Source organism: Saprospiraceae bacterium (genome assembly GCA_026129545.1).
GTDB lineage: Bacteria > Bacteroidota > Bacteroidia > Chitinophagales > Saprospiraceae > M3007.
Map to the genome: position 1 here is coordinate 217,163 of JAHCHX010000004.1, position 14,327 is coordinate 231,489.

General features: G+C 53.5%; 14 protein-coding genes. 4 read left to right on the forward strand and 10 right to left on the reverse strand.

What is annotated here, in order from left to right:
• Window positions 1-256 precede the first annotated feature (256 nt).
• Both KIS77_20995 and KIS77_21000 read right to left on the reverse strand, forming a co-directional pair.
• On the reverse strand, window positions 257-1,507 hold the full coding sequence (locus KIS77_20995) for a 3-deoxy-D-manno-octulosonic acid transferase (protein MCW5924809.1): 1,251 nt from the start codon (window positions 1,505-1,507) through the stop codon (window positions 257-259).
• A 150-nt stretch (window positions 1,508-1,657) separates the two neighbouring features.
• On the reverse strand, window positions 1,658-2,416 hold the full coding sequence (locus KIS77_21000) for a hypothetical protein (protein ID MCW5924810.1): 759 nt from the start codon (window positions 2,414-2,416) through the stop codon (window positions 1,658-1,660).
• Between the two features lie 23 nt (window positions 2,417-2,439).
• On the opposite strand from KIS77_21000, the gene KIS77_21005 reads away from it, so the two are divergent.
• On the forward strand, window positions 2,440-3,921 hold the full coding sequence (locus KIS77_21005; protein ID MCW5924811.1) for an FAD-binding protein: 1,482 nt from the start codon (window positions 2,440-2,442) through the stop codon (window positions 3,919-3,921).
• Between the two features lie 11 nt (window positions 3,922-3,932).
• On the opposite strand, the gene KIS77_21010 is transcribed toward KIS77_21005, so the two are convergent.
• From KIS77_21010 to KIS77_21040, 7 genes are all read right to left on the reverse strand, one after another.
• A complete protein-coding gene (locus KIS77_21010; GenBank protein MCW5924812.1) occupies window positions 3,933-4,079 on the reverse strand; it encodes a hypothetical protein in 147 nt (48 codons plus the stop codon).
• 182 nt (window positions 4,080-4,261) lie between these two features.
• Complete coding sequence (gene mnmD, locus KIS77_21015) at window positions 4,262-4,921, reverse strand: tRNA (5-methylaminomethyl-2-thiouridine)(34)-methyltransferase MnmD (GenBank protein MCW5924813.1); 660 nt, start codon at window positions 4,919-4,921, stop codon at window positions 4,262-4,264.
• A 294-nt stretch (window positions 4,922-5,215) separates the two neighbouring features.
• A complete protein-coding gene (locus tag KIS77_21020; GenBank protein ID MCW5924814.1) occupies window positions 5,216-5,788 on the reverse strand; it encodes a DUF3575 domain-containing protein in 573 nt (190 codons plus the stop codon).
• A gap of 244 nt (window positions 5,789-6,032) precedes the next feature.
• Window positions 6,033-6,515 carry a 5-(carboxyamino)imidazole ribonucleotide mutase gene (gene purE, locus KIS77_21025; GenBank protein ID MCW5924815.1) on the reverse strand — a complete coding sequence of 161 codons (483 nt, stop codon included), beginning with the start codon at window positions 6,513-6,515 and terminating at the stop codon, window positions 6,033-6,035.
• A gap of 233 nt (window positions 6,516-6,748) precedes the next feature.
• Window positions 6,749-7,912, reverse strand: coding sequence for a 5-(carboxyamino)imidazole ribonucleotide synthase (locus KIS77_21030; GenBank protein MCW5924816.1), 1,164 nt, complete (start codon window positions 7,910-7,912; stop codon window positions 6,749-6,751).
• 79 nt (window positions 7,913-7,991) lie between these two features.
• Entirely contained in the window at window positions 7,992-9,218 is a 1,227-nt protein-coding gene (locus tag KIS77_21035; protein MCW5924817.1) for a GNAT family N-acetyltransferase, read from the reverse strand.
• Between the two features lie 67 nt (window positions 9,219-9,285).
• Window positions 9,286-9,822, reverse strand: a complete 537-nt coding sequence (locus KIS77_21040) for an inorganic diphosphatase (protein ID MCW5924818.1) — start codon at window positions 9,820-9,822, stop codon at window positions 9,286-9,288.
• 185 nt (window positions 9,823-10,007) lie between these two features.
• On the opposite strand from KIS77_21040, the gene KIS77_21045 reads away from it, so the two are divergent.
• Window positions 10,008-10,346 (forward strand): arsenosugar biosynthesis-associated peroxidase-like protein, encoded by a 339-nt coding sequence (locus KIS77_21045; GenBank protein ID MCW5924819.1) that lies wholly within the window; start codon window positions 10,008-10,010, stop codon window positions 10,344-10,346.
• Between the two features lie 51 nt (window positions 10,347-10,397).
• A complete protein-coding gene (gene arsS, locus KIS77_21050; protein MCW5924820.1) occupies window positions 10,398-11,468 on the forward strand; it encodes an arsenosugar biosynthesis radical SAM protein ArsS in 1,071 nt (356 codons plus the stop codon).
• Between the two features lie 401 nt (window positions 11,469-11,869).
• On the opposite strand, the gene KIS77_21055 is transcribed toward arsS, so the two are convergent.
• Complete coding sequence (locus KIS77_21055; protein ID MCW5924821.1) at window positions 11,870-13,291, reverse strand: T9SS type A sorting domain-containing protein; 1,422 nt, start codon at window positions 13,289-13,291, stop codon at window positions 11,870-11,872.
• Between the two features lie 271 nt (window positions 13,292-13,562).
• On the opposite strand from KIS77_21055, the gene KIS77_21060 reads away from it, so the two are divergent.
• Window positions 13,563-14,321, forward strand: coding sequence for a YdcF family protein (locus KIS77_21060; protein MCW5924822.1), 759 nt, complete (start codon window positions 13,563-13,565; stop codon window positions 14,319-14,321).
• The last annotated feature ends 6 nt before the right edge of the window (window positions 14,322-14,327 follow it).

The following is a 14,327-nucleotide window of genomic DNA, read 5'->3' on the forward strand; positions in this document are numbered from 1 at the left end:
ACTTGATGAATTGTTGAGTGTTCAGAATATCCCGGCCTGAGGCAGCAGGGATTTGTTGAGTTTTCAGCGCCAAAAATAGGGCATTCCCCTACCAAACGCGGCCTTCTGACGAAGGTTGAGTATCGGGCGTTGCTTATGAGGCTTAACATTTTTTAGCAAATGAAAATTAACTGCTTCATTGTCAGAAATTTTTTCGGAAAAACGAAGCTTGCGAAAAAGGAGTGTTAACCCGCGTTTAACGGCTTTTTGGGTGAGTTTAACTATCCTGAACGCGCTCCAAAAACCTCAACACCTTTTCCGTCGCGCCTTTGCTCTCTTCCAGATACCCTCGTACCGCCCGCGATGCTTTTTCGTAAAAAATCGGGTCTTCCAATTTTGACAGCACTGCCGCCAACGCTTCCGCGTCGCTCACCGGAAACGCCCCTCCGCGTGCCACGAATTGACGCGCCTCCTCGAATTTTTGATACCTCGGCCCAAAAATGATGGGAAGGCCGAAAGCAGCTGGTTCCAACGTGTTGTGAATCCCCTTGCCAAAGCCTCCCCCGATGTAGGCGACGGTGCCGTATCGGTAAAGGCTGTTCAACATCCCCACGTTGTCAATTACCAAAACGCGGCTGTCCGGGGGGGGCGAATGCCCCATCTGTGAGTATCTAATCGCGGCCTCGGCTTCGTCGCACAGCTGGCGTACGTTTGTCTCCGATGGCTCGTGTGGAGCGATGATGAGTTGGGTGTGCAGAAACGCGGGTTGTCGAAGCACTGGCAAGAGAATGGCCTCGTCGGCGGCCCAAGTACTGCCAGCGATGAGCACGCGTTTCCGCCGGGCGGCAAACGCAGCCACGTTTGGGTTCTCCCTCACGCTGGCTGCGATGCTCAGCACCCTGTCCACCCGGTTGTCGCCGGCAATGGTGAAGTTTTGAAGGCCAAGGCGTTGGAGCAGTCTGGCAGAGCCTTCGTTTTGCACAAAAACGTGGGCAAAACAACCGAGCATTTTCCTCCAAAAACCGCCATACCACTTAAAAAAAGGTTGTTTTTCTCGAAACAAAGCCGATACCAACAAAGCGGGGGTGCCGCGTTTTTTTAACTCAAAAAGGTAGTTGGCCCAAAACTCGTATTTCACGAAAACCGCCGCATCCGGCTTGACCAAATCCAAAAAGTCGCGGGTGTTGCGGTGTGTGTCGGCGGGCAAATAGCAAACAAGGTCGGCTTGCGGGTAATGCTTCCGCACCTCGTAGCCGGAAGGAGAGAAGAAAGTCAGCACGATGCGCCAGTCGGGGTATTGCTCGCGGAAGGCTTCGATGATAGGGCGCCCCTGCTCAAACTCGCCCAAGGATGCCGCATGGAGCCAGAGGGTTCGTTTGGGCTTTTCGCTGTCAGTCGGCAGGGACGAAGCGAGGCGGGCGCGCCAGTTGCGGCGCCCTTCCACCCACTTGCGAGCTTTCGGGTCGAAAAAGGCGGCAAATCGAATGGTTTGGGAAAACAGGTGGATAATTATTTCGTAGAGTAACATTTGCCTCGTTAGCAATTTGGGTAAGGAGCGGAAGGCAGCGGGTTGTGATATTGGTTTTGGGCTTGAGTATAGTTGCAACGAGGACGGGGTAAGTCATCCATCCACCTTCCACCCTCTGCCCCCCATCCTCCGAATTTTTATTTGGCACATTCAATAGTAAATCTGGTCGGCCTTGCCTTGATAGAAGGGCAACGTCCAGGCGACGCGCAAGCCAACACGCAGGTCGAGGCGCTTGCGGTCGAGCTTGCGCCGTTCGGTGTAGTCCCAGTCGCGCAATGTGTTGGTAAAGCCCTCATTGAACTCAAAACCGATGAGCCAGTTGGAGCGTCGGTCGGCGGAAAGGCTTTGCCAGCCGATGAATTGGTTGAGCGCCAGCCCCCCCGTTAGTCGGTCGTAGCCTTTTTTGTAATCGCCGGTGAGTTGGGCCGCGCTGTTTTCGTCGTCTTGAATTCGTATCCAGTGCCGCAGCAGCCCCGCCCCCAAGGTCAATCGTATGCCTGAGCGTTTTTCATTGAAGGCAAACAATCTGCCGACCATTGCGCCTGCGTAGTAGCCGCGTTCGCGCAAGGCGACCGAGGCGATGAGCCGATTGTTTCCGATGATGTCGCCCTCAGGGGTGCGAAGAATAGCCAATGGGTCTTCATTCACCTTATTGCCAAACAGGTAGTGGCCTTCTGCACCGACGATGTAGTTGTTGTCGGTCAGGTATTCGAGCGCCAAGCCAAAGTTGCCGTCGGCACCGAAGCGTTCGGCCATGTCGCCAGCGGGGATGTGTGCGCCGAAAGTCAGGTGCAGCAAAATCGCGCTACCTTTGTTCCGCGCTTCGTCGTGCAGCGTTGGGGGGTAAGTTTGTGCCCACAGGTGCGTGGCGAACGACAAGAGTGCCAGCGAGAAAAAGTATTTTTTCATAAACAAAAAAAGAAACAGGGTTCATGGGTCAGTCATCCGAAATCCAGCTTTCCCCAAACAGTGGGGTTGTGTCGAAATCCGAAAACAAGCGCGGCAAAAGTAACGCCTTCCGCCCCATCTCCGCTGCTGTCTTGGCCGAAATCCGCGAGATAGTGAGCGAACGCTACCTCCACACGGATGAGACAAGCCGGCGCGACTGCGGGCATGACGAGACGGAAGACCTGCTCTTCCTGCCCGAAGCGGTAGTCGAGCCAGCCTCCACCCCCGAAATCAGCGCCCTGATGCGCGTGTGCTACCGCGAGCGTATCCCAGTCACGGTGCGTGGCGGGGGTTCGGGTTTGGCGGGCGGGGCCTTGCCTGTGGCGGGAGGTCTGGTGATTTTGATGAAGCGTTTCGACAAAATTCTGCATCTCGACGAGCGCAATTTCCAAGTCACGGTGGAGCCGGGCATCATCACGGAGCACCTGCAAAATACCCTGAAAGAGAAGGGCTTGTTCTATCCGCCCGACCCTTCGAGTCGGGGCTGGAGCTTCATCGGCGGCAACGTCAGCACCAATGCAGGCGGCCCGCGAGCGGTCAAATATGGCGTGGTGAAAGACCATGTGCTCAATCTCGAAGTGGTGTTGCCCAACGGCGAGGTCATCTGGACGGGGGCCAACACGCTGAAAAACTCAACGGGCTACAACATCACTCAGTTGCTCGTGGGCAGCGAAGGCACTTTGGGTATCGTGACGAAAATCGTCCTCAAGCTTCAGCCGCATCCCACGCAGACCTTGCTCATGCTGGTTCCATTCCGCTCTGCGGAGAGTGCTTGCGCGGCGGTGGCCGCCATTTTTCAGGCTGGGGTGACGCCTTCTGCCTTGGAGTTCATGGAGCGCAACGCGATTGACTGGGCGGTGCGCTATGTGGGCGAGACACCCGTGCCCATCAGGGAAGAGGATGCCGCGCACTTGCTCGTAGAGGTGGATGGATTTCATTTGGAGGGCTTGATGGCCGATTGCGAGACCATGACTCGGGTGTTGGAGCAGCACGATTGCGGCGAAATTTTCTTTGCCGACGACGACACGACCAAGACCTCGCTCTGGAAGCTGCGCCGCAATGTGGCCCACGCTGTCAAGAAAAATTCCATTTACAAAGAGGAAGACACGGTGGTGCCGCGTGCGGAATTGCCGCGCCTGCTCAAAAAGGTGAAAGAAGTGGGCGCCAAATATGGTTTTGAATCGGTCTGCTATGGCCACGCGGGCGACGGCAATCTGCACGTCAACATCCTGCGCGGCGATTTGTCCGAACAAGCATGGAACAAGGATGTCCCACGGGGTATCCGCGAGATATTCAAATTCGTGAAAAGCGTGGGCGGCACTATTTCGGGCGAACACGGCATAGGGCTGGTGCAGCGCCCTTACCTCGACATTGTTTTTTCAAAAACAGAATTGAAACTGATGCGGCAAATCAAGCGCGTGTTCGACCCGCGTGGCATTTTGAATCCCGGCAAAGTGGTGGCATGACAAGCGTGCGCTCAAAGGCCTCTTGTCAACTGAAAGCCCTGGGTGGCCTCCCAGATTTTTTGAGCGAAAATGATGAGGTAGTGGGTGATGAGGCTGAGAGCGGCAGCGGTGACCACAAAGGCGGCAAGGGGCGACAGGTCGTGAACAATCTTTTTCATTGTTAAGGCTGCTGTTTAAAGTTAGGAAAAAACGCGCCCGAAGCGGGCGGTCAGGTTTCAAAAGCCTTGTTTCTGTCGTTGTTGCGCCAAAGTTAAAAAGGTTTATTTTGTATTTGTCAAGTCGGATGGGCTGTTTTTTTGATAAAGGCCAAAATTTATTTCAACAAAAGGCGAAAATGCAGTTATCGAAAAGCTCGCGTCATCTCGCGTTTGCCCGGCGGGCCTTGTAGCCGCTCCACGGCGAACCCCACCTTTTTGAGTGTCCGCTTGAAGTGGCCTTGCGCGCAATAGGTGACGAGCACGCCTTCGGTTTTAAGCGCCCGATACATATTGGCAAAGACTTCTTCCGTCCACAATTCGGGTTGGGCTTGTGGGGCAAAGGCATCGAAATAGATAAGGTCGAAGGTGTCTGGTTGTTCAAATTCCTCGATGCGGTGTTTTCTTTTTTCAAAAACAAAATGCTCGGAAAGGGGGTGTGGCACTGCCCATTCGCACTGGTGAAGCGCGAGGAAGTCGGCGCTGCGCTCGGGGCAGCCCAAGCCAATTGGGTAGTTGAGCGCGTGTGTCTCCTCTTCCGGCACGGGGTATGCCTCCAAGCCCAAATAACGGACGTTCAGATTGCGGCGCTCGGCCTCCAGCCACGTCATGAAAGCGTTCAGCCCGGTGCCAAAACCCGTTTCCAAGATGGCAATATCGCGCTGAACGGCGGCCTTGTAGCGCAACCCTGCGGCGATAAAGACATGGGCCGACTCTGTCACCGCACCGAATTTGGAGTGATAAGTGACACCATATTGTTCGGAATAAATGGAGTGGGAGCCGTCTTGGGTGGTGATGAGTGGCATAGGGTTCGAAGGTTTGCCTTGATTCGCTAAGATTTGTCAGAAGACCATGATTGCTCTTCATGATTTCAGCTATTCTCGGTTTGTAAGAGTTGTCCTCTTTGTTTTTGAGATGTCACCCCTCTATTCTTCCGGGATGACACCTCTGAACCCGACAAAGCGAGAATCGCTGTCATGATTTTGAACAGATTGTGCTTTTAACCATGTCCAAAACTTGGCGGTGCAAAGGATATAAAAAAGGGCGAGCCTTGCGGCCCGCCCAGATTTGTTTTTTTTGATGTTGTTGCTTTTTCGCCATCATTTTTTGCTGCCGCCAAAACGATAGCCCAAGGAAAGACGTCCCAGTATGTCAACGTTGAGCAATGGTATATCGCTTGTGTCCACGGTGTTGCCGTTTTCGTCCTCGAACGTGCGGACAAGGTTGCGCCCGATGCCAAGCCCCAGTTCAAAGACGATGTTTTTTCTGGACACCCATTTGTAGCCGGTATAAAAACCGAGGGCGAGCTTTACGTTTTTGATTTTTTCCCTGCTGGAGCTCGAGTTGTCTTTCAGCGTGGCCGTGCCAGCGCCGTAGCGCAAATAGCCACCGATTGCCCAGCGGTCAATGCCGTCTTCGGGATTGAAATAGTATTTGCCCAAAGCCCGAATGCCAACTGCATTGTTCCGGTAGCCTCCGCCTTCGACATCAAAGCTCTGGAAATTGTAGCCTAAGCCAGTTTCCACGCCAAAGTCATTCGACACGCCAAATTCTGCGGTCAAATCGAGGTTACTGAAAAGAATTCCAATCGGGTTGATTTGAACGTCAACCTGTGCATGGCTGACAGCATTCATTGCCAGCATGGCAAGTGTAAAAAAGAGGATTTTTTTCATGTTGAGATAATTGTTTTAATTAAGAAGTGGTTTGCTGCTTTTCTTTTTTGTGTTGAGCTCTATTAGACTTGTTGCGGTGGAGGCCTTTGGTGAAGGGAAAGCCCTTTTTCCGACTGGCTTCGTTAAATTTTTCACCGAATATGCCCGATTTCGACTGCAAAATTTGCCTTGTCAGTCGAAAAAATGACAATCCCCTTCACTCAAAGCCCTCCACCGCAACAAGTCTATTAGTGGTTAGATAGCCTTATTGGCGCTCTATTTTCGCTGCTTTTTCCAGCACTGCTGTCTCAAGCGATTTTTTGAATGCTCTGACGCGCTCAAACAGATTTGAGTTGCAAGTGGCCAAAATTTGTGCGGCCAAAATGCCTGCATTGCGGCCCGCGTTGAGGGCTACTGTCGCCACTGGCACGCCCTCCGGCATTTGCAGGATGGAGAGGATGCTATCCCAGCCGTCGAGCGAGTTGGAGGATTTCACGGGCACACCGATGACTGGCAAGGGCGAGATGGCGGCCACCATGCCCGGCAGGTGTGCCGCGCCGCCTGCCCCGGCGATGATGACGCGGATGCCGCGCTCGTGGGCGGTGCGAGCGAACTGGAACATTCGGTCGGGCGTGCGGTGTGCCGATACGATGCTGAGCTCGAAGGGTACTTCGAGTTCGGTGAGTACATCTGCTGCCTTCTGCATGATGGGCAGGTCTGAGTCAGACCCCATGATGATGGAAACCATGATGGTGATTGGTTGAGTGGTTGATTGAGGCCGTCTCGCAAGTTTATACCTTGATTCGCTAGGTTTGTTAGATGAACATGACTGATGTTCTTGATTTTGAACAGATTGCGATTGCAGCCATGTCCAAAACCTAACGGCGCGAAGTGTAAATTTTGGCAGGATTAACAAGATTTACAGGTTTTTTTACCAGAAAAAGGGCGCGAATCTTGTCAATTCTGTCAAACAAACATGACTTATGAGGCATCCTCAGTGGATTTCACTTTCAGTTTTTCTTTGACAAATGTCGCCTTTTCGATGACTTCTTCCGCCGTTTGGGCGGTAATCGTCGCGTGGCCCATTTTCCGAAACGGCGATGTGAGCGCCTTGCCGTAGAGGTGGATGTGGACACCGCCGAGTGCCAGGCATTCCTCCACGCCTTCGTAGCGGACGGGGCCTTTGTGGCCGGGCGCGCCAAGCAGGTTGAGCATGGCGGCGGGCATGAGTTGTTCCGTCGGGCCGAGGGGCAGGTTGCAGATGGCTCGCAGGTGTTGCTGGAATTGACTGGTGGCCGCGCTGTCGAGCGTGTGGTGGCCGCTGTTGTGGGGGCGCGGGGCGACTTCGTTCACAAGTAGTTGGCCGTCTTTTGTCAAAAACATTTCCACCGCGAGCAGGCCGCAAATATCGAAGGTGCGAATGACTTTTTCAGCCAAAGCCTCAGCTTCGGCAATTGCCAACGGCGACACGCGCGCAGGGCAAAGGAGCAATTCAACGAGGTTTGCCTCTGGGTGAAAATCCATTTCCACTGGTGGGAACACTGTCACTTCGTTGTTGGCGTTGCGTGCCGCGACGACGGCTATTTCGGTCTGGATGGGCGCGAGTTCCTCGGCAAGGCAAGCGCCGGGCAGCAGTTTTTTGTCCAAATCTTCCGCTGTGCGCAAGATGGCGACACCTTTTCCGTCGTAGCCAGCCGTCCTTGACTTTTGCACAAGTGGCAGTTCCCACTTTCCTTCCTCGACGGCTTTTTTCAGTTTTTTTTCATCGTCAAACAACTCGAATCGCGCCGTCGGGATATCGTTGTCGCGATAAAATGTTTTTTGCAGGCCTTTGTCCTTGATGATATCGAGGGCATGGGGGTAGGGGTGCACGGTTTTGCCCATGCGCTCCAACTCGCGGAGGGCATCGGTGTTGACGTGTTCAATCTCGATGGTCAGGAGGTCTTTGTCGCGGCCAAAGGCCAGCACGTCGTCGTAGTTGTTGAAATTGCCTGCCGTGAATCCGGCACAGACTTGCGCTGCGGGGTAGTCGGGGGAAGCATCGAGGATGTAGGTCTTAAAATCCCAATTGGCTGCCGCGAGACAGAGCATTTTGCCCAGCTGCCCGCCGCCGAGTATGCCGATTTTTTGCGTCGTGGAGAACATGGCGCAAAGGTGAGGGGAAATCAAATCAATTCGATGCGTGTTTTTTGATTTCCTCGACCAAAGTGTCGCTTCTCTCAATCTACTCTTGCTTGAATGGGTGTCGAGGCACCCATTCTTCCACTGGCTTGAGGTATTCGAGAATGGTGCCGGTGAATCTGTTGGTGAGGGGGTTTTGGTGTCGCAGATAGCACCAGAGTTGGTGGGGTGTTGCGCCTATTGAGCTCTTTATTTCCAGAGCAGTGCGCGCGAACACGATGTCGCGGCATTGGCAGTCGAGGCCGAATTGTACCATGTCGTAGAGGCAGTTGAGGTACAGTTGGCGCTCGTGATTGAGAGCTTTGTCGTAGCCGAGGAAGTGGGCCTCGAGTTCGTCGCCGTTTTGAATGGTGGTGTAGAAAGCGACGATTCGCCCTGCCTCATAGTAGGCAAACATTCTGAAATGGTCTGGCAGTTCGCGTTTGAGTGCCAAGAGGTATTGCTCATTGAGGTCCACCATGTTGAAGCCTGCGTTTTTTGCTACCTCTTTGTAGAGGGTGTAGATGTGTGGCAGTTCGCGCTGTATTTCCAACAGCGTGAGTTCGCGCTTTTCTACGCCGTCGCGTTTTTTGAAAGCTCTTTTTGCCCGCGTCCGGTATTTGGTTGACATGGCGGCGAGGTAGCCGTCGAAGTCTGGGAAGTTCAGGTGCAGCACCATATTGGGCTGAATGTCAAACTCGACAAAGCCTTTTTTTATCAGGGCACGGCGCTGTTCGAGGCGGGCCGAGGAGATGTCTTTCACGAGGATGACGGGCATTCGGGTGCCCTCGCGCCCCATGATGTCCACCACGTCGTCAAGTCCTTTTTCCAGCAGTTCGATGGCTGTTTTGGGCGCTATTTTTTGCTCGTCGAAATAGTAGCCGTGTTCGCCCGTCAGCAGCATGTTGCCGCAAATGAGGATGTCGGCTGCGGCCTTGCCGGCCACCCATCGTTTGAACCACTTGGCTAATCCGTTGAAGAAACAAGGGTCTTTGGTCTGTGCGCTGAGGTCTGCGATGTTGTCGTCGCCCTTGAAATACTTGACTTGGCAAATGGCCACGCCTACCGGTTCGTCGGCTCGGTAAAAAACGAGATAGCCAAACCGCATCCCCATGGGTGGGTTGGCTTCGAGAACGGAGAGGTACTTTCGCTGCAAAAAAAGGTCGTGAGTGGGAGCGGCGGCATCCCAGTCGCGCCCGGCGGCTTCTATGGAGCGAAAAAAACTGTAGCGGAGTCGTGTGGTTGGCGCAGTTTCGCCAGCGATTTGGACGGAGACAGAGGTGGCGCACATGGCGGTTGGTGGCAAAGTGATTTGGTGCGGCAAAGAAAACGCCCAACCGTCGAAATGGTTGCTCTCATTAGACCAACTGCCATTTTTTAACTTCCGCGATGGCGGCGTTTTCGTCGCTCCATCCCATGAGGAGCATGGTGCCAAGCCCGTCGTAGTGCAGGAAAAACTGTTCGATGATGTGGCGGGCGGCGCTGTATTCCATTTGAAATTCGCGCCAGTTGGTGGCACGGATGATGCGTAGGGAGGGTTCTGCGGGAATGGCCAAGACCTTATGGTCGAGTTCGCCCAAGTCTTTTAGCAACAGCAAGCCAATGGGGAGCACCTCGATGACGGTGCCGGTGGGCAGGTGTTCGCTCAGCACCAACACGTCGAGTGGGTCGCCGTCGCCGCCGATTGCCTTGTCCATGTGGGTGGAGGGGATGAAGCCGTAGTTTGTCGGATAGGGCAGAAAATCAACCTTGCGGTCGTGATTGTCGCGCACGTCGTTCTTGAATCGGTGGCTTTTTTTGTCGTACTCAAATTTGGTGTTCGTTCCGGCGGGTATTTCCACGACGGCGTTCAGCAGGCTGGTTTTGGAAAAAGCAGGCAATGCAAGATAGTCCATGAAATTCTTTTCGATTGATGGTGATAGAAATGTCCTGACGAGAACAATTGCTCTCCAAAGCGCAAAAATCCAAGTCGCTGCGCAGAAATTGAACTTTATTTGCCCACATAAAAATCCGAACGCGGCGGCAACTCGTATCTCTGCTTCGTGTTTCAAGAAACAACTCACTAACGCACACATTTTTTATGTCAAAAAAGCACTACTTCGACCCCGAAGACCTTAAAAAATTCGGCAACATCGGCGAATGGCAAAAACCAATGGCAGACAAATTTTTCAGCTGGTACGGCGAAGTCTTCAAGGAGGGCGCACTCACCGAGCGGGAAAAAGCCCTCATCGCCCTTGCCGTGGCGCACACGGTGCAATGCCCTTACTGTATTGATGCTTATACGACCGACTGTTTGGCAAAAGGCTCTGACGAGGAGCAAATGATGGAGGCTGTGCATGTGGCGGCGGCTATCCGCGCGGGGTCGAGCCTCGTGTTTTCCACCCAAATGATGAACCACGCCAAGGATATGACCATGTGACAGGGGTCATCCAGCCGCTCATTTAGTCACGAGTCATCAATCACCTGCATCATGGGTATCCATCAACGAACAAAATCCTTGGCCTCGCGCCATAGCGACCTCGCCGACACTTTTTTTCAGCTAAAAGTGCTCAATGGCAAGGAAGCGACCGACGTGCGATTCCCGGCCTTTTCCGAAGTCATCAAGCAAGCAAGCTTCCCCGACGGGAAGTTGCGACCTACGCGCATCGAGATTTTTCAAGTCAACGTGGGCAAACTCTGCAACCAATCCTGCGCACACTGCCATGTGGATGCCGGACCCGACCGCAAGGAGGAAAATATGAGCCGCGAAAATTTCGAGCGGTGCCTCGACATCCTCGCTCGCTACGATATCCCAACGGTGGATATCACGGGCGGCGCGCCGGAATTGAACCCGCATTTTCGCTGGTTTGTGGCCGAATGCCGAAAGTTAGGCAAGCACATCATGGACCGCTGCAACCTGACGGTCGTCGTTTCCAACAAAAAACACCACGATTTGCCCGAATTTTTCGCTGAACACGGCGTGGAGGTCGTGTCGTCGCTGCCGCATTATTCTGCCTTGCGCACCGACGCGCAACGCGGCGACGGGGTGTTTGAGGATTCTATCAAGGCGATGCGGATGCTCAACGCCGTGGGCTACGGAAAAGAAGACACAGGGTTGAAATTCAATCTCGTCTATAACCCCACGGGCATTTTTTTGCCGGGCAATCAAGCAGCTTTGGAGGCGGAGTTCAAGCGTCAGCTCAAGCGCAAACACGACGTGGAGTTCAACCACCTTTTCGCCATCACGAATATGCCGATTAGCCGCTTCCTCGATTATTTGCTGGAAACAGGCAATTACGAGACGTATATGCAGACCTTGCTGGATGCCTTCAATCCCACAGCGGTGGCGGGTGTCATGTGTCGCAACACGATTTCCGTCAGCTGGGATGGCTACCTCTACGATTGTGACTTCAACCAAATGCTCGACCTGAAGGTGGCTGGCCCCAGCCACCTCCGCGATTTTGATTTGGAGGCGCTGGAGCGCCGCGACATCGTGCTCAATCAGCATTGTTTCGGATGCACCGCAGGCGCAGGCTCGAGTTGCGGGGGACAAGTGGCGTGAGGTGCGTGGTTAGGGTGGGTGTTCCACAGAGGAAACGAGGTCGTCTCACAAGTTTAAGTTTCGACAGGATTAACAAGATTTACAGGTTTTTTCACCCGAAAAAGGGCGCGAATCCTGTCAAACAAACTTCCAAAGGGTACACATTTTTTCAATAAAAAAGGGGGCTTCAAAAAGAAGATAAAAAGACCTCGGAGAGGTCGAATATCGGTACTGGCCACCAATCGCCGTGCGACCTCTCCGAGGTCGTAGATCGAATTACAAACCTGTTTTCTACCAATATTTGACCTCTCCGAGGTCTTTTTGAGCGATTATCATCGGATTGCTGTTTGCCAACGAAAATGTGTACCCTTTTGAAAAACAAACATCACTTATGAGACGGCCTTGTTTCTTTTGAGCCTCGTTTATTGCCGTATCATCTTGGTCGTCACCCATTTCCCACCTTGTTTTTTTACTTTCACAAAGTAAAACCCAACGGGCAAATCGCCTGTCCATACCGGCTCGCCCCCGACGGCGGCACTGTCGCGCCAAACCCGGCCGTCGGAGCCAAGTATTTGCAAATCGACCCGTTCGCCCGTGGCCACGCCCGAAAGCCGCACCCAAGAGCCGGTGGGGTTGGGGAAAATTTCGATGGGCGCGTCTGGCTCGGCATTTGGCCCGCCCACAGCGCTTACCGTGTTTTGAAACAGCCATTTGTAGGCATCGGGGAATTCGCGCCGCCAAAACCATTCGGAGTGCTGGCCGTCGGACACCACTGCGAAGAATTTTTCATCGTTGAGGAAGCCCGCCGCCGTCATTGAATCGGCCACCGCCTGCATGTTCTGCGCGACGGAGGCGGGTTCTTGGCCGCCCGCGAGAAAATAGACTCGTGCCTCGCCTTGTCGGGGATGCGCGGCCACATGATTGGCTGGGTTGCTGCCTCCAAACCAGAAAGCCGGCGAAAAAATGCCAGCCCGCGAAAACACATCTTGCCGCTCGGAGAAGGCGTACATCGAAATCAGGCCACCCATACTGCTGCCCATTGTGCCGGTGGTGGTTCGGCCCGGCAGGGTGCGGTAGGTCGAGTCAATGTGCGGTTTCAAGGTGTTGATGATAAAATCAACGTATTCATCGCCCTGACCGCCCGCATTGTACTGCACGTTCACCCATGGGGAATACTCGTTGAGTCGGTCAATGCCGCCGTTGTCAATGCCCACCACGATGCAGCCGTAGTCGCCTTGTTGGTGAAGGCTGTTGAGCGATTCGTCCACCTCCCATTCGCCAGAAAAGCTAGTGGCTGCATCGAAGAGGTTTTGGCCATCGTGCATATAGAGCACCGGGTATTTCTTTGAGGTGGTGGTGTAGTCAGGCGGCAGATAGAGCCAGATGCGGCGATAGCGATTCAGCTGCGGCATATAGAAGCTGTTGTCCATAATGGACACGTTGGGCGCTGCGGTCGAGTTGTTGCCGCCGAGGTCTTCCCAAGAGAGGATGGTCAAATCCAAAGTGGTGGGTTGGCCGTTGTAGTTGTGGACACGGTCGGGCAAAAAGCCGCCGTTGGCATTTCCTTCCACTGTCGCCCAGCTGCCGCGTGTGAATTTGAACTTCACTTCGCCCACGGGAGGTGTCAGCGTGATGCTATATTGTCCGTTGCCGAGCGGTGTCAGGATTTTGGTCGCATCGCTGGGATTCCAGCCGTTGAAAGTGCCCACTGCGTGGATGTTTGCCCCTGGGGGAGTGTTGGTAGGGATGGAAATGACTTTCAGGGTAAGCTGGGCGTGAGTCATTTGCCAAGAACCATGAAGCACAAGGAGCGAGAAGAAGACGAGACGAAATAGTTTTTGCATTTGCCAATCGGTTTTTGTTAAAAGAAACATGAAATTCGGAACTTGGCGCAAAGTTCTGAAAAGTTTGCATGGTCGCCTTTCAAATCGTCGCAAGTATATCTCGTGCCGCCAAGTTTTGAGCATGGTCAAAAGTGCAATCCGTTCAAAGCCAAGAAAATCGCTCATGGCTATCTGACAAGTACCGGCGAATCAAGGCAATAACTCTTGAACGTTGCCTTGGCGCAGGTAAGGTGACAATTTGAAATGCTTCTTTCTTCACCCGACTGCACTCATGTTTTTTATTCTTTCAAAATTATTGGCCTTTCTGCTAAAACCCCTCAATTGGCTGGTCATGCTGGCGGTGATGGGGCTATGGGTAAAAAAACGAGCGCTGAAAAGACGGATTATTCTGGCATTATCCATCGGTCTGTTGTTTTTCACCAACCCGTGGCTGGTCAATCAGATGGCTCGTGTGTGGGAGACGGGGAAGCGAAGCCCAGCCGATATTGTTGAGCCTTACGACATCGGGATTTTGCTCGGCGGCTTCGTCAACTTCAACGCGGAGGCACCACCCGGTTTGCTGACCTTCCATCAAGCGGGCAATCGCCTCACCACCACGTTGTTGCTGTATGAAACAGGCAAGATTCGCCGCATCCTGATTACAGGCGGCGCGGGGCGGCTGATTGGCAAGGTGCCGGAAGAAGCGACCGCGACGCGCAAGTTTTTGATACAATGCGGGGTGCCCGATAGTGTTATTTTGGTGGAAAACAACGCTCGCAACACTCGCGAGAATGCGCTGTTTTCCAAAAACCTGATTGACAGCTTGGCCCCCGAAAGTCGCTGTCTCCTCATCACCTCGGCATGGCACATACGGCGGGCAGAAATGTCTTTTCGGCAGGCAGGCCTTCCTTGCGATGTGTTTGCTGCCGATTTTTTGAGCGAATCGAGCCGGGGCAACTGGCTCGACCAAATCGAGCCTGACTGGAAAGCACTGCTCAAGTGGGAATTATTGATAAAAGAATGGGTAGGCAGCCTCGCCTATCGCTTGTAGAAACGC